Genomic DNA, 23010 nt, shown 5'->3' on the forward strand with positions numbered 1-23010 from the left:
AACGGCACGCGCTTTGCTTTTTATTGGCCATGGACATCAAAACGACAGTTTCCCGACGCCTTCGCTCGCCACAGTACCGCAGATTACTCTGCGCCTGGATGGCGTTGGCGTTGCTTGCCTTGGGCACAGGCCATCAGGCCCGTGCCGACAACGTCACCTTGCCTGATCTGCTTATCGGCGTCACTCAAGGCTTTCTTGAGTTCACTGTAGAAGATTATCTGGCGACCACCCAGACACCGGGCCGTTATGAAATCCAGGTCAACCAGTTGGACCCACGCTTGCGCATGCCCATGTGTGACAAGGAATTGACAGGTTCCCTGGAAAGCCCGGCCCAACCCATTGGCCGTGTGACCGTGCGCGTACGCTGCGACGGCAGCTCGCCCTGGACCGTGTTCGTACCAGCTCAGGTCCGACTGTTTCGCGACGTAGTGACCGTCACCCGCCCACTCAAGCGCACCGGCATCATCGGTTTTGAAGACGTTGCCCTGCGTGAACGAGACATCAGCCAGATCAGCCAGGGCTACCTCACCTCGGTGGACCAGGCCGTGGGGCAAAAACTGACCCGACCAATGGTCACCGACCAAGTCATCACCCTGGTTCACCTGGAACAGGCTGAAGTCGTGCGCAAAGGTGACCATGTGGTGATATCCGCCAGCAGTGGCGGCCTGAACGTGAAAATGCCGGGGGAAGCCCTGGCCAATGGCGGGATGAGCGAGCAGATCCGCGTGAAAAACCTCAATTCCAAGCGCGTGATCAAAGCCCGGGTAACGGCCCCGGGCCAAGTGGAGGTCGCGCTATAGATCACTGGCGTGGGACGCTGGCTTTTCCTACACTGTGCACACGATGTCGCTGTGCATAGGTTTATTGTCGATCGAGCCTAAAGTTTGTCCGGGTATGGCCGAAAACATGGCAAGCGTCCAAATACCCAGAGGTTTTTTAACATGGTCATTGATTTCAGCCGATTGAATAACGCCCAGCCAACGCCCGGCGGCACGCGCACCAGCGCGGCCAAGGACAGCGTTGAAGCCAAGGCCCCGGCGCTGCCCGCCAAGGCAGAACAAACCGCATCGACCCAAAGTGGCGAATCGGTGCATTTGAGCAATGAGGCTCAACAGTTGCAGAAGATCACGGACTCGCTGCGCGATCAGCCGGTTGTCAATAAAGCCCGTGTGGCCGAGTTGAAGCAGGCGATTGCCGATGGCAGCTATCAGATCGACAACGACCGTTTAGCCAGCAAAATCATCAAAGCCGAGCGCTAGGCAAAGGCCTGCGCCGGGCTTTTGGACGCTTAAAACCCAAGGCCAGCCATGCACGACGAAAATCTGCTGCAACTGATCACTGAAGACCTGGCTCCCGCGCAACACCTGCTGGAGCTGCTTCAAGACGAATTCGTGGCCCTGTGCGGGCGCGACATGCGCCTGCTGGAAGACATCCTGGCACGCAAGCAATCGCTGATCATCCTGCTTGAACAACACGGCCAGAAACGCAGCCAGATCCTGCTCAGCCTGGGCCTGCCCGCCGACCACAGCGGCCTGGAGCAGTTGGCCAGCCATTCTTCGGTCGGTGACCAGTTGCTGGCCCAGAGCACCGCGCTCAATCAGTTGCTGATCAACTGCCAAGAGGCCAATGTACTCAACGGCCAGTCGATCCAACTGCAACAAGCTACCACCGCCAACCAGTTGCGCATCCTGCATGGCGGCGAACCTCCAGCACTGTACAACGCCCAGGGTTCCACTTCCCGGCTGGTCAAGCCCAGCACCCTCAGCCAAGCCTGACGCCGGTTTATCGCGCGCCCTATCAAGGCGCGCCACATGCTGGCAAAATGCCGGTTCTTGCGTGTAGTCGTATTTTGTCTGGAGATGGAAGAGCCGTGTTCAACACCCTTAGCGCGGAAGATGCTCCGCAGCCACCCAAGGTCCTTACCACACCTCTGGAAATTGCCGGCACCTTGCGGCTGCTGCAAGAGAGCCACGACCCCCTGATCATCACCTTCCACGAACGCAACCAGCGCTTCCAGAGCTACCTGGTGGATGTCGACAAGGACAGCAAGACGCTGAGCCTGGACGAGATGATTCCACCCGAAGGTGAACGCTACCTGGAGAATGGCGAAGCCTTTCGCATCGAAGGCTTTCACGAAGGCGTGCGCGTGGCCTGGGAGAGCAATGGCGCCCTGACCATCGGCGCCCTGGACGGCCACCGCATCTACAAGGGCAGCCTGCCTGAAGAAGTGGTCTACCATCAGCGCCGCAACGCCTTTCGTGCGGCGCTGAAACTGGCGCAACTGGTGAATATCGAAATGGGCGGCGATAAACTCAAGGCGCCTATCAGCGGCAAGTTGCTGGATATTTCCGCCACCGGCTGCAAGTTGCGTTTTGAAGGTGACATCTCCGAGCGCCTGCAACTGGGCCAGGTCTATGACCGCTTTATCGCCGCCCTGCCCTTCGGCAGCATGACCACCGCGGTGGAGTTGCGTTACCTGCACTTCGAAGAAAAGATCAACACCACCTTTGCCGGTGTGCGCTTCCACAACATGAGTGGCCTGGTGCAGCGCCAAGTCGAGCGTTTTGTCTACCAACTGCAGCGCGAGGCGCGACGGTTCGATAAAGACGACGACATGTAAGCGCCAAACGCGCGGCACAAAAAAACGGGCAGTTCCTTGGGGAACTGCCCGTTTTTTTTTGTTTCAGGGACGGGCCCGGCTCAGGTCATGCGGATGATCATCCGGGTCGGGATGCTCCGGCGGCTCGGATTCAGATTGTGGCTCTACCTCAGGCTCAGCTTCGGGCGCAGGTTCAGGCACGGTCGTTTGCATCTGGTCCTGGACCACCTGCTCATCTACACGCGGGTCGAGGGCCGCCACCAATGGTGAACTGGACATACTGTCGGGCATCGCCACGTGATGCAGCGGCGCGTCGTCCACCTGATGCAGGTTGGTCACAGCCTTGGGGCGAATGCGCCAGACCAGGATCAATGCGCACAAGCTGAAGAACGCATAGAGCATCTGGTTGCCAAACAGCTTCATCACCACACCAGCCAGCAACGGCCCGATACTCGCGCCCACCCCATAGGTCACCAGCAACATCGCAGTGAGCGACACCCGGCGATCACCCTCGACGTGGTCGTTGGAAAAAGCCACGGCCAACGGATAGAGACAGAACTGCACCAGCGAGCACAGGAAGCCGGCCACAAACAGCACTTCCAGCGGCACCCGGGTCATGATCGCCAGCGGCAATGCCGCCACGGCCAGGCACAGGGCAAAACAGCGAATCAGCAACGCCCGGTCATAGCGATCCGACAGCCAGCCCAATGGCCATTGCACCAACAGGCCAGCAAAAATGCAGCTACCCATGAACAGACCGACCTGCTCGGTACTCAACCCCTGCTGGGCCGCGTACAACGGCGCCAGGCCGTAGAAGGAACCCACAATCAGGCCAGCACCCAACACCGTACTCAGGGATTGCGGTACCCGCTTGATAAAGAAGCGCGGCTCCATGGGCGCCGGATGCAACGGCGCGGGGTGAATACGCCGGGTCATGGCGACTGGCACCAGGCACAGGGCAAAACACAACGCCACCAGCATCAGCAGCTCAAGCCCCAACTGAGGATGCATGACCAGAATCAACTGGCCCAGCACCAGCCCCAGGTAGGACGCGATCATGTAACCGCTGAAGACCACGCCGCGCTGCTTGGCATCCGCCTGCTCGTTAAGCCAGCTCTCGATAACCATGTATTGGCACATCATGCCCAGGCCGACGATGATCCGCAGCACGATCCAGGCCGGCAGCCAATCCACCAGGCCATGCCCCAGCACCGCGGCACCGACAATCCCGGCACAGGTGGCGTAGGCCCGGATATGCCCCACGCGGGCGATCAGGCGATGCCCGATCTTGCCCCCCAGCACCAGGCCAAAATAGTTGGCCGCCATCAGCGCACCGACCCACAGGCTGTCGACATTATCAGCCGCCAGGCGCAAGGCCAGGTAAGTACTGAGCAGGCCGGAGCCGATCAGCATCATCAAGGAGGCGAAATAAAGGGCTCGAAAAGATTTCCAGATCTGGCGCATCGGCGGTCCGAGCGGCTCCTTGCGGTGGGTGTCAGGCTATTCACACTAGCCTGAGGACAAAGCGTCGTTAAACCCAGGCACCCAACGACACAGGCACCCGGGGGTATTTTGATCCGACAAACAGGAAAACCTCGGGATCTTCGAAGCATGCAGCCTTCGATGAACTCGACACCCAACAGTTCCTTCGCCTGCAAGCGAGTGTCTGACGCACTCCGACAAGGGACAGATACAGGTCCTGACAATATATCTCGCCAGCCAGCCCGAAAGCACTGGCCAAACGGCCAAGAAAACAGCCACCCATAAAAAAACCCCGCCAGAACATTCTGATCGGGGTTTTTCAACATCTCGGTCGGGGTGGAGACGAGACTGCAAATGGTGTCCCAGGGCCGGTTCGAACGGCCAACCTTCCCCTTAGGAGGGGGATGCTCTATCCAATTGAGCTACTGGGACTAATGACAGGCACGCAGCCAAGTGGCGTTGCGACGGACGGCGTGCATGTTAACGGCCGAGGTGAGTTTTGTCATGTCGTCCGTCAGCTTTTTAGGCGTAAGCCCTCTTCCCGCCCCGCCAGCGATAAGCCTTCGTCCACAGGTCTGACACCCTATCGTGCAAAATGCATCAGTGCGAAATACCATCATTGCATATTGCAATGAGCCATACTTTTGAGATCAACCTAAGTATTTGTTTTTAAAGTACTTTACTCAAAATACTAGCTGGCACGATGACTGCACTCTTATGCTTATAACACTGTCCTGCCAATGAACACGGGGAAACACCCATGAACAGTACACTCCTGATCCTCAACGCCCTGGCCTTGGCCGTGCTGGTGACGTTCCACTTCCAACCCAGCAACGACAGTGATACTGCACAGTTCAGCCACACGGGCAGCCACCAGACCCAGCAACGACCTCAACTGGCCGTCATGACAGCCAACGGCCAACCCTCGGTTCAACTGACACAGGATGCACAGGCTGCCGGTTCTTCTGAACACTTGATTTTCTAAGCGAACCCATCATGACCAAGCCCGCCTGGCTGTTTCTCATCCTGACCCTTTCCACGGGCATCCTGGGGCTCAATACCTCATCGACCGACTGGCAAGCCCTTTGCCTGGGCGCCTGCGCTGTATTTGCAACCGCGCTGGCGATAGCCGTGATCGTCGGACGCCGCTTCAAATTCGACCCCGTCCTGCGCTGAACACCCGCGACGACAGATTGACACCCTGCCAATATTCCCTCGACCTTATGTCGCCTCGGCTCGCAAATCGGCCATTTGCCACTAGTCTTAAAATTAAGGGCAAAAGGCCATATTGCTATAGGATGTGCGCCCGAAACCCCTCTTGCATCGAGAGCCTGCGGGCTGACCAACAACCAGATTACCCCGCAGAAAAGTTTTCCAACCAGTCCGCAAATTTGAAAATGAGTACTGGCATAACGCCTGTAGGAAGTTCAATATTTGTCACAGAATTGACGCCAAGTAACTGGCAAATTTGAGGCATGATGCGGCCTCTTTGCAATTCAGGTTGAACATTTGTCCGCAAGCCTTGTCCTAACACACATCTTGCGGCCAATTCCAAAAACCGCTCCCCTGAACTAACCGGTTAAATATATGCGCCCATTGAAACAGGCAATTTATTCCAGCCGTACGGCTGACAAGTTCGTCGTACGTCTGCCAGACGGAATGCGGGAACGCATTGCCGAGGTGGCTCGCAATCATCACCGCAGCATGAACTCTGAAATCATCGCGCGCATGGAGCAAAGCCTTATTCAGGAAGGCGCGCTGGGTGACGAACTGAGCATGCGCATGGACAGCCCGGAGCTGTCACTGCACGAGCGCGAGCTGCTGCAGCGGTTTCGCCAACTGTCCCACCGTCAGCAAAATGCGCTTGTGTCGCTGATTGCCCATGACGTTGAGGCAGCTGCAGAAGCCGAATAATCGGCAACTGAAAGCTGAAGCCAGCCTTGCGCTGGCTTTTTTTTGCCTGGAATGTAGGAGCGAGCCTGCTCGCGAAAAACTCAAGGGCACCGATTTTCTATTGGTGCCCCGCGTTATCGTCAACGCTTTTCGCGAGCAAGGGGAAGCGAGCCGCAGATCAGAGCAGGAAGATCGTCGCCAGCCCCAGGAAGATGAAGAAACCACCACTGTCGGTCATGGCCGTGATCATCACACTGGCGCCCATCGCCGGGTCGCGCCCAAGTCGCGCCAGGGTCATGGGGATCAATACCCCCATCAACGCCGCCAGCAACAGGTTGAGGGTCATGGCCGCCGTCATCACCACGCCCAGGGACCAACTGCCATACAGCAGGTAGGCCACTATGCCGATGACACCCCCCCACACCAGACCATTGATCAGGCCCACCGCCAATTCCTTGCGCATCAGGCGCGAGGTATTACCCGTACTCACCTGATCCAGGGCCATCGCCCGCACGATCATGGTGATGGTCTGGTTACCCGAGTTGCCACCAATACCGGCCACGATAGGCATCAGCGCTGCCAGCGCCACCAACTTCTCGATAGAACCTTCAAACAGGCCGATCACCCGCGATGCAATGAACGCAGTGACCAGGTTGACCGCCAGCCACGCCCAACGGTTGCTCAGGGATCGCCAGACTGACGCAAAAATATCTTCCTCTTCACGCAGACCCGCCATGTTGAGGACTTCGTTTTCGCTTTCTTCACGGATCAGGTCGACCATCTCGTCGATGGTCAAACGGCCAATAAGCTTGCCGTTCTTGTCGACCACCGGGGCCGAGATCAAGTCATAACGCTCAAATGCCTGGGCGGCATCGTAGGCGTCTTCATCAGGATGAAAGCTCACCGGGTCGCTGGCCATGACCTCGGCGACCTGTTTGTCCGGATCATTGACCAGCAGACGCTTGATCGGCAGCACGCCCTTGAGGATGCCCTCGTAGTCGACCACAAACAGCTTGTCGGTGTGCCCCGGCAGCTCCTTGAGGCGCCGCAGGTAACGCAGAACCACTTCCAGGCTGACATCCTCACGGATGGTCACCATTTCGAAGTCCATCAGCGCACCGACCTGCTCCTCGTCATAGGACAACGCGGAGCGCACTCGCTCACGCTGCTGGCCGTCGAGGGTCTCCATCAGCTCATGGACAACATCACGGGGCAGTTCAGGGGCCAGGTCGGCCAGTTCGTCGGCGTCCATCTCCTTGGCCGCAGCCAGGAGCTCGTGATCGTCCATGTCGGCGATCAGGGTTTCACGCACCGAGTCGGATACTTCGAGGAGGATGTCGCCATCGCGATCAGCCTTGACCAACTGCCAAAGCGTCAGACGATCGTCCAGCGGCAGGGCTTCAAGGATGTAGGCAACGTCGGCAGAGTGCAGGTCATCGAGCTTGCGCTGCAATTCGACGAGATTCTGCCGATGGACCAGGTTCTCGACCCGGTCTTGATGAGGGCCTTCCTGGCGATGGGTCAGATCTTCGACCACACGCTGGCGATGCAGCAGCTCGACAACTTGCGCCAGGCGATCCTGCAGGCTTTCTTGTGTTTTCTTTACTTCTACTTCGGTCATAGGCGAACTCCACTCCCAGCAGCGGGGCACGCCGGAAGGATCAATCAGTCAATTCATGATTGGTAAAGCGGGGTACTGAGTAACTACTGGGTAAGTCCATGGAGGTATTCCACAAGCCCCGGCGGGGCTGACGGGCGCAATGATACACGCCCGGCCGCTTCAAACGTTAAAAAACTGGAAAGAACAAGTGCTTGCGCCACAAAGCTGAGTATTGGCCGCACGTATGAAACTGCGACGACACCGACAGAAAAGAAAACACATGGGCGAGAGAAAAACATACCAAGCCGAGATAAATCCTACAGAACAATGCCTGCCCGACAGCTCGAAAACAAAAACCCCAGACGGCAAAAAGCCCGCACTAGGCGGGCTTTTTGTTTGTATGGTGCACTCGACAGGATTCGAACCTGTGACCGCTCGGTTCGTAGCCGAGTACTCTATCCAGCTGAGCTACGAGTGCAGATTGTGTTTTTAGACCAGATCACAACTGGTTGGAGCCAAGCTACCTGCATCGCTGCAACTAACTCTTAAATGGTGCACTCGACAGGATTCGAACCTGTGACCGCTCGGTTCGTAGCCGAGTACTCTATCCAGCTGAGCTACGAGTGCATTTGTTGCCGCGCATTATAGGCCGTTCAATCTCTATGTAAAGCTATTTTTTCGTTTAATTTCAACAACTTAGCGAAAAAACCAGATTGCAACGTACTAAGCAAATAATGGCGGAGAACGGGGGATTCGAACCCCCGACACCCTTTTGAGGTGTACTCCCTTAGCAGGGGAGCGCCTTCGGCCACTCGGCCAGCTCTCCGCAACACGGGGCGTATATTAACCAGCTTCTTCCCCGTTTGCAAACATAAAAAACGATAAAAATTAATGGCTTGGTTCGTCGTCCTTCTCTTTCTTGATCCGCAAGTAGATTTCCTCACGGTGGACAGCCACCTCTTTGGGGGCATTGACCCCAATCCGTACTTGATTGCCTTTGACGCCGAGCACGGTCACGGTGATTTCGCCATCACCAATAATCAGGCTTTCTGCGCATCGGCGAGTCAGAATCAGCATACCTTTCTCCTCACGCATTTCATTTCGGGAACAACAGTCTGCAAAAAAAGGCCTTGAGCCCATAACCCTGCGGCCATGGCCCTGCATGCCTAAGTATTGTCGAGCACGGGCAAAAGAACAGGCCTGCGCCCTCGCCCGACAAAAAAGAAAGGCGCGGGTCAACCGCGCCTTTCTGGCAACGCGTTACTCGCCCTGTCGGGCCGGCGCGTCCAGTTCGAAAGCGGTGTGCAATGCACGCACAGCCAGCTCCAGGTACTTCTCTTCGATCACCACCGACACCTTGATCTCCGAAGTGGAGATCATCTGGATATTGATGGTTTCCTTGGCCAGGGACTCGAACATGCGGCTGGCAACACCCGCATGGGAGCGCATGCCAACACCGACGATCGATACCTTGGCGATCTTGGTGTCACCCACCACTTCACGGGCACCGATCTCTTTCGCGGTGTTCTGCAGGATACGTTCCGCCGCGTCGTACTCATTGCGGTGCACGGTGAAGGTGAAGTCGGTGGTGTTATCGTGCGCAACGTTCTGCACGATCATGTCGACTTCGATATTCGCGGCACTGATCGGGCCGAGGATCTTGAAGGCCACGCCCGGGGTGTCTGGCACGCCACGGATGGTCAGCTTGGCTTCATCGCGATTAAAGGCGATGCCGGAAATGATCGGCTGTTCCATGGATTCCTCTTCATCAATAGTAATGAGGGTGCCCGGACCCTCTTTGAAGCTGTGCAATACGCGCAGCGGTACGTTGTACTTGCCGGCGAACTCCACCGCACGAATCTGCAACACCTTGGACCCGAGGCTGGCCATTTCCAGCATCTCTTCGAAGGTGATCTTGTCCAGGCGCTGGGCCACGGACACGACGCGCGGATCGGTGGTATAGACGCCATCAACATCCGTGTAGATCTGGCATTCGTCAGCCTTCAGGGCTGCCGCCAGCGCCACACCGGTGGTGTCGGAGCCACCACGCCCCAGTGTCGTGATGTTGCCTTGCTCATCAACACCCTGGAAACCGGCGACAACCACCACGCGACCGGCCTTCAGGTCGGCACGAATCTTCTGGTCGTCAATCTGCAGGATGCGCGCTTTATTGTGCGCGCTGTCCGTCAGGATCCGCACCTGGGTGCCGGTATAGGACACAGCAGGCACGCCACGCTTGTTCAGCGCCATGGCCAACAGGGCAATCGTTACCTGCTCACCGGTGGAAACGATCACATCCAGTTCACGCGGAACCGGTTGCTGGTCGCCACTGATTTGCTTGGCCAGGTCGATCAGGCGATTGGTCTCGCCGCTCATGGCCGACAGCACCACTACCAGGTCGTCGCCGGCATCGCGGAATTTCTTAACCTTGTCGGCGACCTGCTCGATTCTTTCGACAGAGCCGACCGAGGTGCCTCCAAATTTCTGTACGATCAAAGCCATTTCTAAGCCGCCTCAGCCCGTAAAGGGGCGCCCAATAAACAAATCTTCCAGCACCTCAGCAAGCCCATGACTAGACCATGGGCTCATTAACAGCGCCTTAAATGCCGGCCTCGACAAACGGCACGGTCAGGGCCAGGGCCGCGTCCAGGGCACCAGCGTCAACACCACCGCCTTGCGCCATGTCCGGACGACCACCGCCCTTCCCGCCCACTGCCGCGGCGGCTTGTTTCATCAAATCACCGGCCTTGAGTTGGCCAGTCAGGTCTTTGGTTACACCGGCAACCAATACGACCTTTTCCTCATGGACACTGCCGAGCAGGATCACTGCGCGGCCGAGCTTGTTCTTCAACTGATCGACCAAGGCCAGCAACGCCTTGCCGTCCTGACCATCCAGGCGTACGGCCAAAACCTTCACGCCCTTGATGTCCAGTGCCGAGGCCGACAAGTCGTCGCCCGCCGCACTGGCTGCCTTGGCTTGCAATTGCTCCAGCTGTTTTTCCAGCTGGCGGTTGCGTTCCAGTACGCCAGAGAGCTTGTCGATCAGGTTGTCACGGCTGCCCTTGACCAGGGTCGCCGCTTCCTTGAGTTGTTCTTCGGCTGCATTGAGATAGGCCAGGGCCGCAGCGCCGGTCACCGCCTCGATACGCCGTACACCGGAGGCCACGCCGCCTTCGCTGATGATTTTCAGCAGGCCGATGTCGCCGGTGCGCTTGGCATGGATACCACCGCACAGCTCTACGGAGAAGCTGCCGCCCATGCTCAGTACACGCACGTTGTCGCCGTATTTCTCGCCGAACAGCGCCATCGCGCCTTTGGCCTTGGCGGTTTCGATGTCGGTTTCTTCGGTTTCCACCGGGGTGTTCTTGCGAATCTCGGCGTTGACGATGTCTTCCAGGGCCTTGATCTGCTCAGGCTTGATCGCTTCAAAGTGGCTGAAGTCGAAGCGCAGGCGCTGGCTGTCGACCAACGAACCCTTCTGCTGGACGTGCTCGCCCAATACCTGGCGCAATGCTGCGTGCAGCAAGTGGGTGGCCGAGTGGTTCAACGCGGTGGCATGACGCACATTGGCATCAACCTGCGCGTCCACCGGCGCACCAACGATGAGGCTGCCCAGCACCAGCACGCCGTGGTGCAGGAATGCCCCGCCGGTCTTGGTGGTGTCGCGCACGTCAAAGCGGCCGGACGTCGAGCTCAAGAAGCCACAGTCGCCGACCTGGCCACCGGATTCGGCGTAGAACGGCGTCTGGTCCAGAACCACTACGCCCTCTTCACCTTCGCTCAACACGTCGACCGACTTGCCGTCCTTGTAGATGGCAACGACTTTGGCCGCACCGGCGGTGGCGTTGTAACCGGTAAACTCGGTGGCCACGTCAACCTTGACCAGAGTGTTGTAGTCCAGGCCAAACGAACTGGCGGAACGCGCACGCACGCGCTGGGCTTGCATCTCACGCTCGAAACCAGCCTCATCGATGGTCAGCTCGCGCTCACGGGCGATGTCGGCGGTCAGGTCCATCGGGAAGCCGTAGGTGTCGTACAGCTTGAACACGACATCGCCCGGCACCACAGTGCCTTTGAGCTCAGCCAAATCCTGCTCCAGAATTTTCAGGCCGTGTTCCAGGGTCTTGGAGAACTGCTCTTCCTCAGCCTTGAGCACGCGCTCGATGTTGTCCTGCTGCTGCTTGAGTTCCGGGAAGGCTTCGCCCATCTCGGCAACCAATGCGGCCACGATCTTGTAGAAGAAGCTGCCAGTGGCGCCCAGCTTGTTACCGTGGCGGCAGGCGCGACGGATGATGCGACGCAGCACATAGCCACGACCTTCGTTCGACGGCAGCACACCGTCGGCGATCAGGAAGCCGCAGGAGCGGATATGGTCCGACACCACCTTGAGCGAAGACTGGCTTTCGTTGGCGCAACCAATGGCCGCCGCTGAAGCGCTGAGCAGGTTCTTGAACAGGTCGATTTCGTAGTTGGAGTGAACGTGCTGCATCACCGCACTGATCCGCTCCAGGCCCATGCCGGTGTCGACCGACGGCGCTGGCAACGGATGCAACACGCCATCGGCGGTGCGGTTGAACTGCATGAACACGTTGTTCCAGATTTCGATGTAGCGGTCGCCGTCTTCCTCTGGCGAACCCGGCGGGCCACCCCAGATGTCGGCGCCGTGATCGTAGAAAATCTCGGTGCAAGGGCCGCACGGGCCGGTATCGCCCATGGTCCAGAAGTTATCGGAAGCGTACGGCGCGCCCTTGTTGTCGCCAATGCGGATCATGCGCTCGACCGGCACGCCAATCTGCTGGGTCCAGATGTCGTAGGCTTCGTCATCGGTGGCATAGACCGTCACCCAGAGTTTTTCCTTGGGCAGTTGCAACACGCCGGTGAGGAAGGTCCAGGCAAAGGTAATGGCATCGCGCTTGAAGTAATCGCCGAAACTGAAGTTACCCAGCATTTCGAAAAAGGTGTGGTGGCGAGCGGTGTAGCCCACGTTTTCCAGGTCGCTGTTCTTACCGCCGGCCCGCACGCACTTCTGGCTGCTGGTAGCACGGGTGTAGGCGCGTTTTTCCTGGCCCAGGAAGCAGTCCTTGAACTGGTTCATCCCCGCGTTGGTGAACAGCAGGGTTGGGTCATTGCCTGGGATCAAAGAGCTGGAGGAGACACGGGTGTGACCTTGCTCTTCGAAGAAGCGAAGGAAGGCTTCACGGATTTCTGCGCTTTTCATTAGGTTCTTCCACGGAGGCTGCGGCCAAAGGCCAGTGCGCAACATCATCAGACGGAGCGACGGCAAAGGGCCGCATTATATCGGCCCTTTGCCCGTGGTACAGCGTGTTTATACGATAGAAACAGTCAATTAGACGGCCAGCACTGTCATTTCCGGGAAAACTCGACAAATGTCGCCAACACTTGTTCGATCTGTGCCCGGCTGACGTCCAGATGCGTGACCATGCGCAGGCGCGACGCAGCACTCAACTTGATCCCGCGCTCCTCGGCAAAGGCCTTCAGGGCCTGGGCCTGCTCGCCGATCTGCACGTAGACCATGTTGGTCTGTACCGGCTCCACGCTATAGCCGGCCTTGCGCAGTTCGTCGCCCAGCCACAGCGCATTGGCGTGGTCTTCGGCCAGGCGCGCCACCTGATGGTCCAGGGCATACAGCCCCGCCGCCGCCAGCGAGCCCGCCTGGCGCATGCCACCGCCGACCATCTTGCGCAAACGACGGGCCTTGGCGATCAACGCACTGGAGCCACACAGCACCGAGCCAATCGGCGCGCCAAGGCCCTTGGACAGGCATACCGAGACCGAATCGAAGTGCTGGGTGATCTCCCGAGCATCGACACCCAGCTTGACCGCTGCGTTGTACAGCCGCGCGCCATCCAGGTGCAGGGCCAGGCCATGCTCACGGGTAAACGCGCGTGCGGCAGCCAGGTAGCTCATGGGCAGCACTTTGCCCTGCATGGTGTTTTCCAGGGCCAACAACCGGGTGCGGGCGAAGTGGAAGTCATCCGGTTTGATCGCTTCTGCGACCTGGGCCAGGTCCAGCGAACCATCGGCCTGGACTTCCAGGGGCTGCGGCTGGATCGAGCCCAGCACCGCCGCGCCGCCGCCTTCGTATTTGTAGGTGTGGGCCTGCTGGCCGACGATGTATTCCTCGCCCCGCTCGCAGTGAGCCATCAACGCGAGCAGGTTGCTCATGGTGCCGGTAGGCACGAACAGCGCGGCGGCAAAGCCCAGGCGCTTGGCCAGTTCGGCTTCCAGGTGGTTGACGCTGGGGTCTTCACCGTAGACATCATCACCGCTCGGTGCAGCGGCCATGGCAGCTCGCATGCCAGGGGTGGGTTGGGTCACGGTGTCACTACGAAGATCAATAACAGACATCAAGTGTGCCTCTGCGAGTGGGGGATTCCCTGTTGTAACCGATTACTGCGGGCATCTGCCGAAAATATCAAGGCGAAAACCCATTTACTGTAGGAGCGAGCTTGCTCTCGAAAAACCTTAACGATGACGCGTACATGCCGAATGAACGTGCTGCCCTCGGATTCTTCGCGAGCAAGCTCGCCCCTGCAATCGAGATGCATGTCCAGCGATACACATCGATTTTGACTATCAAAAACGTAGCTATGCAGTTTTTCGAAATGTATGGTAAAAACTCTCCGCCGCCAGGGTTCTGGTGGCAACGTTCTCAGGGCGGGGTGCAATTCCCCACCGGCGGTAATTGCGCGCAATGCGCATAGCCCGCGAGCGCTTGGCGCCTCGAACTGCTCACGCAGGACGGCGCCAAGGTCAGCAGACCCGGTGTGATCCCGGGGCCGACGGTCATAGTCCGGATGAAGAGAGAACGGGATTGGCGCCTAAGGGCCGTGCGCGAGAAGTCATGCCTGGCATGATCGATTCAGCCGTACCCTTAAATCCCATTCGATTCATAACGCCCTGTTTTTTTCATAAACAGGAGTCAGAACATGCAACCCACCGCAATCGACAGCAAGAGCAAAAACCACCACGGTGAGCGCGTCGCGTTTATCCAGGCTTGCTGGCACAAAGATATTGTTGATCAAAGCCGTAAAGGCTTCCTCGCAGAAATGATCGCCCAGGGCTACCAGGAGTCGGATATCGATTTCTTTGAAGTCGGCGGCGCCTTTGAAATGCCCCTGCACGCCAAGCTGCTGGCCAAGTCCGGCCGTTACGCCGGTATCGTCGCGGCTGCCCTGGTGGTGGACGGCGGGATCTATCGCCATGAGTTCGTCGCGCAATCGGTGGTCAGCGGCCTGATGCAGGTGCAGCTGGAAACCGAAGTACCGGTGTTCTCCGTGTCCCTCACCCCGCACCACTTCCACGCAGGCAGCGAGCACCACAACTTCTTCTTTGAGCACTTTGTGCACAAGGGCAAGGAAGCTGCACAGACCTGTGCCGATACCCTGCACAAGATCCGTGCGATCCGCCGCAATGAGCCGCGGGCGGTAGCGGTTTAAGCGACACTGCAAAGCAAATGTGGGAGCGGGCTTGCTCGCTCCCACATTCGACCGAGTTAGTCTCGGGATTCAGGCCAGGCCAACATCCGTGGTTGGCACAATCAGGATCCCTGCCCGCAAGCCATTCTTGACCTTGGGGTTGGGGAAAATGATGCGTGCGCCCTCCTCTTCGATCACCCAGCGGGTCTTGGCGATGTCTTCCGCCAGCAGATAGCCCTTCTCCAGCTGCGAAAAATTCTCCACATCCGCCGGCAGGTGCAGGGTGAAGGCGTCGCTGTGCTTGATGATTTCCCGGGCCACGCTGAACAACTTCAGACCGTCCAGGCCCTCGGTCGCCGGCTCGTTGCCTTCAATGATCTGCTTGAGGCGGGTTTCCAGGCGCGAGACGTCCACGCCCTGGTTCTGCCCGAATGGCCGGGCCTTGCCCAACTCCAGGGTGAACGACTCGGCACCCAACTGTTCGTAGGTAAAAGCCGTGAAGGTGATGGAGGTCTTGTTCTGCAACAGCACCGCTTCCATCCCCGCCGCCCGCAGACGGGCCAGTTCGGCGCGGGAGTGCTGGCGCCCTTCCTTGAAAGGGTACAGGGCGAACTGCTCGATCTTCGAGCCACGAATCGCCGTATGCAGGTCGTAGTGCAAACGACTCCGCTCAGGCACGCTGAAGAAGGTACGCGCCAACTGTTCAAGCTCGGCCGCGCGCATCGCTTCCGGGCCGATGCTTTGTTCGTGACGGCCATTGAACAGCCGGTTGACGTCCTGTTCGAGGTAACGCTCGCCGCGACGCATGGCCTCGGGGTTGCCGAACAGGAACAGAATACGGGTGCGGGGCTTGATCTCCCCACGGGCAATGCCATGCAGCAAGCGGTCGGCCAATTCGATCGGCGCGGTTTCGTTGCCATGGATACCGGACGACAGCAGCACATCGGCGCCGTTGTCCCGGGCTTGCGCAGGCCGCACTTCAAGTGCGCCCTCACTGAGCCAGCGCATCTGCACGCCGTCGACAGTCAGTTGAATTTTTTGCGCCGGTTCGCGACCGGCGAGGGTCAGTTCAAGCAGTTTGCCGAGGGCGAGCATAAAGCAGCTTCCTTAGTGGTTGCAGCCTGGGCCGTGGACGTGATCGTCGTCATCACCTTCAACGTCGGCCGGTTCCATTTCCAGTTGCAGGCTCATCAGGTTGGTGGCCAGGGGGCGCATCAGCAGGTTGGCGTATTCGGCGTCACCTTCTTCCACGTCCACGCCGATCAGCAGTTGACCGCGGCCGTCGTGCTGGATCCAGATTTCCTTGCCCTGCCACACCACCGCGACGCGGGTGCAGGAAGTTTCCAGCTGGGTGCCGTCGGTGTCTTCAAGGATCAGCTTCAGGGTATCGGTGGTCATATAGAGGTCTCAGCCGTGTGGCGTTAATTGATCTGGAAAGGATAAACCGAGCCCAGTTTAAGGATTTGCGTCAGGTCATCCAATGCCGTACGGCACTCAAGCAGTAACTGCGGGTCAGCCAGGTCGGTTTCGCGCAGGCTGTCGCGGTAGTGCTTGCCGACCCATTGGGTCAACGTTTCGTACAGCGGTGCTGTCATGATAACCCCTGGATTGACCGCCGCCAGTTCGGTTTCCTTCAACGCCACGCGCAGGCGCAGGCATGCCGGGCCACCGCCGTTCTGCATGCTTTGCTTGAGGTTGAAGACTTTCACTTCAGCGATCGGTCCGCCAGAGCTGGTCAGGCCTTGCAGGTACTGCCAGACGCGCTCGTTGTTGCGGCACTCCTCGGGCACGATCAACAGCATCGAACCGTCTACGCGGGTCAGCAACTGGCTGTTGAACAGGTAGGAACGCACCGCGTCTTCCACGCTGACCAGGGCCCGTGGCACGCAGATCGCCTGGAAGTTGCCGCCGACCTGGCCCAGCTTGGCCTGCAGCTCGGCGAGCATCTGCTCGGTATTGAGGAACGCATCCTCGTGATAGAACAGCACTTCGCCGTTGCCCACCGCGATCACATCGTTGTGGAACACTCCAGCGTCGATCACGGCCGGGTTCTGCTGAACGTAGACCACCCCGCCATCCTGCAGGCCGTGCAAGCGCGCAACGGCCTGGGACGCTTCGAGAGTCTGGCGCGCCGGGTACTTTTGTGGCGCCGGGTAACGGGTGTCGAACGCACTGCGGCCGAACACGAAAAACTCTACGCCCGCCTCGCCATATTCGCGGCAAAAACGCGTGTGGTTGGCCGCGCCTTCATCACCGAACTGCGCCACCGCCGGCAACGCGGCGTGGTGGGCGAAGTGCTGCTGATCGGCAAACATCGCCCCCAGCACGCGGCTGGTGGTCGGGTGTTCGATGCTGCGGTGGTATTTGCAGTTGAGGTTGGCGGCGGTGAAATGCACGCGGCCATCCGCTGTGTCGGCACTCGGGCTGACGGTCGCGGCGTTGGCCACCCACATGCTCGATGCCGAGCAACTGGCCACCAGCAACGGCATGGCGTGCTTGGCCGCCTGCTGGATCACCTGGGCGTCGGTACCGGCAAAGCCAAGGCTGCGCAGTGCGGCGACGTCAGGACGTTCCTGGGGGGCGAGCACGCCTTGCACAAACCCCATTTCCATCAGGGCTTTCATTTTCGCCAGGCCCTGCAGCGCCGCCTCCCTGGGGTTGGAAGACTGCTGGCTGTTGCTCTGGGAGGCGACGTTGCCGTAGGACAGACCGCCGTAGTTATGGGTCGGCCCCACGAGACCGTCAAAATTGACTTCACAGGATTTCATCGGCGAGGCTCCACGAACATCTGTTTTTATAAACAATCTTCATCACACCACAGATCGAATGTGGGAGCGGGCTTGCTCGCGAAGGCGGCGGACCAGTTACCTAATCTATCAACTGACAGACCGCATTCGCGAGCAAGCCCGCTCCCACATTTTTAGATCAGCGTAATGCCAGGGGTGAGGGTTGCTGGCAGCACCACACTCGGGGTCTCCAACGACGCCACCGGGTACGCGCAGTAGTCCGCCGCGTAATAAGCACTGGCGCGATGATTGCCCGACGCCCCGACCCCACCAAATGGCGCAGTGCTCGCCGCGCCGGTCAGTTGTTTGTTCCAGTTGACGATACCGGCACGGCTTTGCAGCCAGAACTGCTGGTAGCGCGCCTCGGAGTCCGACAACAGACCCGCGGCCAGACCGTATTGGGTGTTGTTGGCCTCGGCAATCGCCGCTTCAAAACCGGCGTAGCGAACCACTTGCAGCAACGGGCCGAACAACTCTTCGTCTTCGCGTTCGGTCACAGCCGTCACGTCGATAATGCCCGGCGTCAACAACGCCGCCTGCGCCTGGGGCTGGGTCATTTCCAGCAGCGCCACGGCACCGTTGGCCAGCATCAGTTCCTGGGCATCCATCAAGGCCTTGGCCGCAGCCAGGGAGATCACCGAGCCCATGAACGGCGGCGGCTGCTGGTCGAATGCACCCACTGCAATCGTCGCGCTGACAGCAACCAGGCGCGCCAGCAGGGCATCACCCCAGGCGCCTTCCGGCACCAACAGGCGCCGGGCACAGGTGCAGCGCTGGCCGGCAGAGATGAACGCAGACTGGATGATGGTGTAGACCGCAGCGTCAACATCCGCCACTTCGTCCACCACCAGCGGGTTGTTGCCGCCCATCTCCAGCGCCAGGATTTTGTCCGGACGCCCGGCGAATTGCTGGTGCAGGTGGTTGCCGGTGCGGCTGGAGCCGGTGAAGAACAGACCGTCGATGCCCGGGTTGGAAGCCAGGGCAATCCCGGTCTCCCGCGCGCCTTGCAGCAGGTTCAACACGCCCGCAGGCAGGCCGGCTTCGACCCAGCACTGCACCGTCAGCTCGGCCACTTTAGGGGTCAGCTCGCTCGGTTTGAACAACACGGTATTACCCGCCAGCAACGCCGGGACGATATGCCCGTTAGGCAAGTGGCCAGGGAAGTTATAAGGGCCGAACACCGCGACCACGCCATGGGGCTTGTGGCGCAACACGGCGGTGGCGTCGCCCAACGGGCCGCTCTTCTCGCCGGTACGTTCACGGTAGCTCTGCACCGAGATCGCGATTTTATTGGCCATGCTGGTGACTTCGGTGGCCGATTCCCACAGCGGCTTGCCGGTTTCCTCGCCGATGCAACGGGCGATTTCTTCGGCGCGGCTTTTCAAGGTCGCGGCAAAGGTTTCCAGCACGCTGATGCGTTCGTCCAGCGAGCGCGTGGCCCAGGCCGGGAATGCCTGGCGGGCGGCCTGCACGGCGGACTCAACCTGCTCGACAGTGGCGCCATTGCCGGCCCAGATCACTTGCTGGGTCACAGGGTTCAGCGACTCAAAATGCTCCCCCTGACCCGCCAGCCAGTTCCCTGCGATATACAACGAATTCATTATTTCGACTCCCGGGCAGCAGACAACGGTACGGCACGCACTTGATCACCCGCCACCAGTTGCAGGCGCTTGGCGGTCAGCGGATCGACCACCAGGGTGCCGGCAGCCAGGCGCGCCGGTGCGGCGGTGATGCGGCACTCTTCACGTTTACGGTTATGCATCAGGAACGGCGTGGCGTCGTCCCCCGGCGTGCCGATGGCCAGCACCAGCGCCTGGCTGTCACGCACCGCGCGGATCTTGCTGGTCTCACATTCCACCGCAGGGCCCGCGTCGAAGATATCGACGTAACCCTGGTAGCTGAAGCCTTCGCTCTTGAGCATGCTCAAGGCCGGCTCGGTGTCCGGGTGGACCTTGCCGATCACGTTGCGCGCGTCCTCGGACAAGAAGCAGGTGTACAGCGGGAACTTGGGCATCAGTTCGGCGATAAACGCCTTGTTGCCTACACCGGTGAGGTAGTCGGCCTGGCTGAACTCCATCTTGAAGAAGTGCCGGCCCAGGCTTTCCCAGAACGGCGAGCGCCCGGCATCGTTGGACACGCCGCGCATCTCGGCAATGATCTTACTGCCGAACAACTGCGGGAACTCGGCAATGAACAGCATCCGCGCCTTGGCCAACATGCGTCCGTTGAGGCCGTTGCGGTAGTCAGCATGCAGGAACAACGAGCACAGCTCGGAGTTGCCGGTCAGGTCGTTGGCCAGGAACAGCGTAGGGATCTCGCGATAGATGTTCAGCTCCTGGGAGGCGCTGACCGTCAAACCGACCCGGAAGTTGTACCACGGCTCACGCAGGCCGACGGCGCCGGCAATGGCGGAAATCCCCACCACGCGGCCTTCGTCGTTTTCCAGCACGAACAGGTAGTCGGCATCACCACGCCCGGCTTCGCCGCGAAAGGTCTTTTCAGCCCAGCCCACCCGGTGGGTCAGGCGCTCTTCGTTGGCCGGCAAAGTGGTGAGACCGGTGCCGGTGCTGCGCGCCAACTCAATCAGGGCCGGTAAATCGCTGCTGCGTACAGGACGAACGATCATGCTATCTCCTCAGACGGGCCGCTGGTTCCAGCCACCCGCGAAACTCTGCTTTTTAAACCGCTACCAGACGCACACTGGCGCCTTCGCCGACGCCCAGGGCTTCGGCTGCTTCCAGGTCCAGGGTCACTGGCTTACCTGGCGCGTAGTCCAGTTCCAGCATTACCGCACGGTAATCCTGCAACTGCGCGTTGCTCACCAGGTACTGGCGGCCCACGCCCTTGACCATCTCGCCGATCTTCACCGGCACCACGCGGCTCTGGGCAATCGAGCGAATCCCCGAGACCCGTGCATGCAGCGTCGGGCCGCCATCGAAGATGTCGATGTAGTGGTCAGTCTCAAAGCCTTCGCGCATCAGGATGTCGAAGGTGATCTGCGCTCGCGGGTGTACCTGGCCCATGGCTTCCTGGGCTTCATCGGGCAGCAGCGGCACGTAGATCGGGTAATGGGGCATCAGTTCGGCGAGGAAGGTCCGGCTCTTCAACCCGCACAGGCGCTCGGCGGCGGCGTAGTTGAGATCGAAGAAATTGCGGCCGATGGCGTCCCAGAACGGCGAATCGCCATTCTCGTCGCTATAGCCGACAATCTCGGTCACCACCGAGTCGGCAAAGCGCTCGGGGTGGCTGGCGACAAACAACAGGCGGCCACGGGAGTTGAGCTCGGACCAGGCCGACCCCACCAGCTCCGGCACTACATAGAAACTGGTCAGCAAGCTGTTGCCGGTCAGGTCATGGCACTGGGACAGGACGTGGATCTTGTTGTGGATCTTCAGTTCGCGGGACGCATGGACGAAGGTCTCGTTGCGAAAGCTGTAGAACGGCTCGGAATAACCCGCAGAGGCAACGATGGCCGAACAGCCCACCAGCTTGCCGGCAACCGTGTCTTCAAGGACAAAGAAATAGCTTTCTTCACCGTTGAAACTCACTTCGGCGGCGAAGGATGCTTCGCTTGCCGCAATCTTGTCGCTCAGGCGCTCGACATCATCCGGCAAGGAAGTGACACCAATCGGGCTGTCCGCAGCCAGACGCTGTACCTCGCCCAGATCAGCCATTTGCGCGGGGCGCATCACCAGCATGGTGTCACTCCTTAAAATCCATAATTAAAAACAGGGGGGCTCAAAACCTCTGTAGGAGCGAGCTTGCTCGCGAAGACCCCAAGAACACCGCGGGGCATCACGTGCCCCGCGTTATCGTTAACGATTTTCGCGAGCAAGCTCGCTCCTACAGAAGGGCAAATCAGGCTTGCGTGAGTGTTTTTACAGCACGTTCAAAACGATCCAGGCCTTCAGTGATATCCGCATCTTCCACCACCAGGCTCGGGGCAAAACGCACCACGTCCGGGCCGGCTTGCAGGATCATCAGGTTTTCACGCTCACAGGCGTTGAACACGTCCTTGGCCTTGCCTTTGAAGGCATCGCTCAATACGCAGCCAATCAACAGGCCCATGCCACGTACCTGGGTGAAGATGCCGTATTTCTCGCCAATCTGCTCCAGGCGCGCCTTGAACAGGTCGTGCTTGGCATTGACGCCGGCCAGCACCTCAGGGGTGTTGATCACGTCGATCACCGCTTCGCCCACGGCACACGCCAGCGGGTTACCGCCATAGGTGGTGCCGTGCGTACCGACCACCAGGTGCTTGGCCAGTGCCTCAGTGGTCAACATCGCCGCAATCGGGAAACCACCGCCCAGGCTCTTGGCGCTGGTGAGGATGTCCGGCACCACGCCGTAATGCTGATAAGCAAACAGGTTGCCAGTACGGCCCATGCCGGTCTGCACTTCGTCGAACACCAGCAACGCATTGTTGGCATCGCACAGGTCGCGAGCACCTTGCAGGTACTCAAGCTCTGCCGGCAGTACGCCGCCCTCGCCCTGGATCGGTTCCAGCACCACGGCGCAGGTCTTGTCCGACACGGCGGCTTTCAGCGCAGCCAGGTCGTTGTAAGGAACGTGGGTAATGCCGGTGATTTTAGGACCGAAGCCATCGGAGTACTTGGACTGGCCACCCACGTTGACGGTGAACAGGGTACGGCCGTGGAAGCTGTTGAGCGCGGCGATGATCTCGTATTTCTCACTGCCGAAACGGTCGAACGCCACGCGACGGGCCAGCTTGAAGGCGGCCTCGTTGGCTTCGGCGCCGGAGTTGCAGAAGAACACACGCTCGGCAAAGGTGGCGTCGATCAGCTTATGGGCCAGGCGCAGGGCCGGCTCGTTGGTGAAGACGTTGGAGACGTGCCACAGCTTGTTGGCCTGTGCGGTCAGTGCACCCACCAGCGCCGGGTGGGCATGGCCCAGCACGTTAACTGCGATGCCGCCGGCAAAGTCGATCAGCTCGCGACCCGCCTGGTCCCACACGCGCGAACCTTCGCCACGCACAGGGATGAATGCGGCAGGTGCGTAGTTGGGCACCATGACTTGGTCGAAATCGGCACGTTGCACCGGGGCTTGCTCAACGGACATCGGAGTCTCCTGAAGAGGAACGCCTGCCTGGAACTGGCGGGCGATGCAGGGATTGTAAGGACAGTTTTCAGCGCGGCCTTGCCGCCAAGCGACAACTTCTTATAGCGCCAACCCGCGTTTTTCGCGGGTTTA

The 23010-nt window shown here is 59.6% G+C and carries 21 protein-coding genes, 4 tRNA genes, 1 pseudogene and 1 riboswitch; of the genes and pseudogenes, 8 read left to right on the top strand and 18 right to left on the bottom strand.

From position 1 onward, the window contains the following. Nucleotides 1-29: 29 nt before the first annotated feature. The 4 genes from flgA to H097_RS18415 all read left to right on the top strand — a co-directional run bounded on the left by flgA (nucleotide 30) and on the right by H097_RS18415 (nucleotide 2620). Nucleotides 30-800: a flagellar basal body P-ring formation chaperone FlgA gene (gene flgA, locus H097_RS18400; RefSeq protein ID WP_032861561.1), complete on the top strand. Its 771-nt coding sequence runs from the start codon at nucleotides 30-32 to the stop codon at nucleotides 798-800. A gap of 141 nt (nucleotides 801-941) precedes the next feature. Beyond that, nucleotides 942-1259, top strand: a complete 318-nt coding sequence (gene flgM / locus H097_RS18405) for a flagellar biosynthesis anti-sigma factor FlgM (protein WP_032861562.1) — start codon at nucleotides 942-944, stop codon at nucleotides 1257-1259. 48 nt (nucleotides 1260-1307) lie between these two features. Further along, a complete protein-coding gene (locus H097_RS18410; RefSeq protein WP_032861563.1) occupies nucleotides 1308-1775 on the top strand; it encodes a flagellar protein FlgN in 468 nt (155 codons plus the stop codon). Nucleotides 1776-1870: 95 nt separating this feature from the next. Further along, nucleotides 1871-2620, top strand: coding sequence for a flagellar brake protein (locus H097_RS18415; protein ID WP_032861564.1), 750 nt, complete (start codon nucleotides 1871-1873; stop codon nucleotides 2618-2620). Nucleotides 2621-2683: 63 nt separating this feature from the next. On the opposite strand, the gene H097_RS18420 is transcribed toward H097_RS18415, so the two are convergent. After that, nucleotides 2684-4063, bottom strand: coding sequence for an MFS transporter (locus H097_RS18420; RefSeq protein ID WP_032861565.1), 1380 nt, complete (start codon nucleotides 4061-4063; stop codon nucleotides 2684-2686). Nucleotides 4064-4436: 373 nt separating this feature from the next. Beyond that, nucleotides 4437-4513: transfer RNA gene (locus H097_RS18425), tRNA-Arg, on the bottom strand. 328 nt (nucleotides 4514-4841) lie between these two features. Here H097_RS18425 and H097_RS18430 point away from each other — a divergent pair. The 3 genes from H097_RS18430 to H097_RS18440 all read left to right on the top strand — a co-directional run bounded on the left by H097_RS18430 (nucleotide 4842) and on the right by H097_RS18440 (nucleotide 5995). After that, on the top strand, nucleotides 4842-5066 hold the full coding sequence (locus H097_RS18430; protein WP_032861566.1) for a hypothetical protein: 225 nt from the start codon (nucleotides 4842-4844) through the stop codon (nucleotides 5064-5066). A gap of 11 nt (nucleotides 5067-5077) precedes the next feature. Continuing rightward, nucleotides 5078-5257 (top strand): PA3371 family protein, encoded by a 180-nt coding sequence (locus H097_RS18435; RefSeq protein WP_032861568.1) that lies wholly within the window; start codon nucleotides 5078-5080, stop codon nucleotides 5255-5257. Between the two features lie 411 nt (nucleotides 5258-5668). Then, nucleotides 5669-5995, top strand: a complete 327-nt coding sequence (locus tag H097_RS18440; protein WP_029294475.1) for an Arc family DNA-binding protein — start codon at nucleotides 5669-5671, stop codon at nucleotides 5993-5995. A gap of 157 nt (nucleotides 5996-6152) precedes the next feature. On the opposite strand, the gene mgtE is transcribed toward H097_RS18440, so the two are convergent. From mgtE to ltaE, 8 genes are all read right to left on the bottom strand, one after another. Further along, entirely contained in the window at nucleotides 6153-7595 is a 1443-nt protein-coding gene (gene mgtE / locus H097_RS18445) for a magnesium transporter (protein WP_032861570.1), read from the bottom strand. A 380-nt stretch (nucleotides 7596-7975) separates the two neighbouring features. After that, a tRNA-Arg gene (locus H097_RS18450) sits at nucleotides 7976-8052 on the bottom strand. A 72-nt stretch (nucleotides 8053-8124) separates the two neighbouring features. Further along, nucleotides 8125-8201 (bottom strand) — tRNA-Arg (locus H097_RS18455). Between the two features lie 108 nt (nucleotides 8202-8309). Beyond that, nucleotides 8310-8400 (bottom strand) — tRNA-Ser (locus H097_RS18460). Nucleotides 8401-8462: 62 nt separating this feature from the next. After that, nucleotides 8463-8651: a carbon storage regulator CsrA gene (csrA, locus tag H097_RS18465; protein ID WP_003178872.1), complete on the bottom strand. Its 189-nt coding sequence runs from the start codon at nucleotides 8649-8651 to the stop codon at nucleotides 8463-8465. A 183-nt stretch (nucleotides 8652-8834) separates the two neighbouring features. Continuing rightward, nucleotides 8835-10076 (bottom strand): aspartate kinase, encoded by a 1242-nt coding sequence (locus H097_RS18470; protein ID WP_032861571.1) that lies wholly within the window; start codon nucleotides 10074-10076, stop codon nucleotides 8835-8837. Nucleotides 10077-10173: 97 nt separating this feature from the next. After that, nucleotides 10174-12792, bottom strand: a complete 2619-nt coding sequence (gene alaS, locus H097_RS18475) for an alanine--tRNA ligase (protein ID WP_032861572.1) — start codon at nucleotides 12790-12792, stop codon at nucleotides 10174-10176. 146 nt (nucleotides 12793-12938) lie between these two features. Beyond that, nucleotides 12939-13943, bottom strand: coding sequence for a low-specificity L-threonine aldolase (gene ltaE / locus H097_RS18480; protein ID WP_032861573.1), 1005 nt, complete (start codon nucleotides 13941-13943; stop codon nucleotides 12939-12941). Between the two features lie 296 nt (nucleotides 13944-14239). After that, a riboswitch (FMN riboswitch) is annotated at nucleotides 14240-14409 on the top strand. A gap of 115 nt (nucleotides 14410-14524) precedes the next feature. Between ltaE and H097_RS18490 the strand changes: the two genes are divergently transcribed. Next, nucleotides 14525-15034, top strand: coding sequence for a 6,7-dimethyl-8-ribityllumazine synthase (locus H097_RS18490; protein ID WP_032861575.1), 510 nt, complete (start codon nucleotides 14525-14527; stop codon nucleotides 15032-15034). Nucleotides 15035-15103: 69 nt separating this feature from the next. Here the strand turns inward: H097_RS18490 and astE are convergent, their stop codons facing one another. From astE to H097_RS18525, 8 genes and pseudogenes are all read right to left on the bottom strand, one after another. Beyond that, the gene (astE, locus tag H097_RS18495) at nucleotides 15104-16108 is read right to left on the bottom strand and encodes a succinylglutamate desuccinylase (protein WP_032861576.1); all 1005 of its coding nucleotides are present in this window, start codon (nucleotides 16106-16108) and stop codon (nucleotides 15104-15106) included. A 12-nt stretch (nucleotides 16109-16120) separates the two neighbouring features. Then, nucleotides 16121-16411: a hypothetical protein gene (locus tag H097_RS18500; protein WP_003214319.1), complete on the bottom strand. Its 291-nt coding sequence runs from the start codon at nucleotides 16409-16411 to the stop codon at nucleotides 16121-16123. 23 nt (nucleotides 16412-16434) lie between these two features. After that, nucleotides 16435-17781: an N-succinylarginine dihydrolase gene (gene astB / locus H097_RS18505; RefSeq protein WP_032861577.1), complete on the bottom strand. Its 1347-nt coding sequence runs from the start codon at nucleotides 17779-17781 to the stop codon at nucleotides 16435-16437. A gap of 152 nt (nucleotides 17782-17933) precedes the next feature. Then, nucleotides 17934-19403, bottom strand: a complete 1470-nt coding sequence (gene astD / locus H097_RS18510) for a succinylglutamate-semialdehyde dehydrogenase (RefSeq protein ID WP_162237652.1) — start codon at nucleotides 19401-19403, stop codon at nucleotides 17934-17936. Next, nucleotides 19400-20425, bottom strand: a complete 1026-nt coding sequence (gene astA / locus H097_RS18515; RefSeq protein WP_032861579.1) for an arginine N-succinyltransferase — start codon at nucleotides 20423-20425, stop codon at nucleotides 19400-19402. The genes astD and astA overlap by 4 nt, the downstream gene beginning before the upstream one ends. 52 nt (nucleotides 20426-20477) lie before the next feature. Then, nucleotides 20478-21497, bottom strand: coding sequence for an arginine/ornithine succinyltransferase subunit alpha (aruF, locus tag H097_RS18520; RefSeq protein ID WP_032861580.1), 1020 nt, complete (start codon nucleotides 21495-21497; stop codon nucleotides 20478-20480). Nucleotides 21498-21547: 50 nt separating this feature from the next. Continuing rightward, a pseudogene (locus tag H097_RS28845) lies at nucleotides 21548-21658 on the bottom strand (outer membrane lipoprotein carrier protein LolA); the annotation flags it as partial. Then, the gene (locus H097_RS18525; protein WP_032861581.1) at nucleotides 21658-22878 is read right to left on the bottom strand and encodes an aspartate aminotransferase family protein; all 1221 of its coding nucleotides are present in this window, start codon (nucleotides 22876-22878) and stop codon (nucleotides 21658-21660) included. The pseudogene H097_RS28845 and the gene H097_RS18525, both read right to left, overlap by 1 nt. Nucleotides 22879-23010 lie beyond the last annotated feature (132 nt).

Origin of the sequence: Pseudomonas sp. FH4 (genome assembly GCF_000510915.2) — a bacterium.
Classification (GTDB): domain Bacteria; phylum Pseudomonadota; class Gammaproteobacteria; order Pseudomonadales; family Pseudomonadaceae; genus Aquipseudomonas; species Aquipseudomonas brenneri.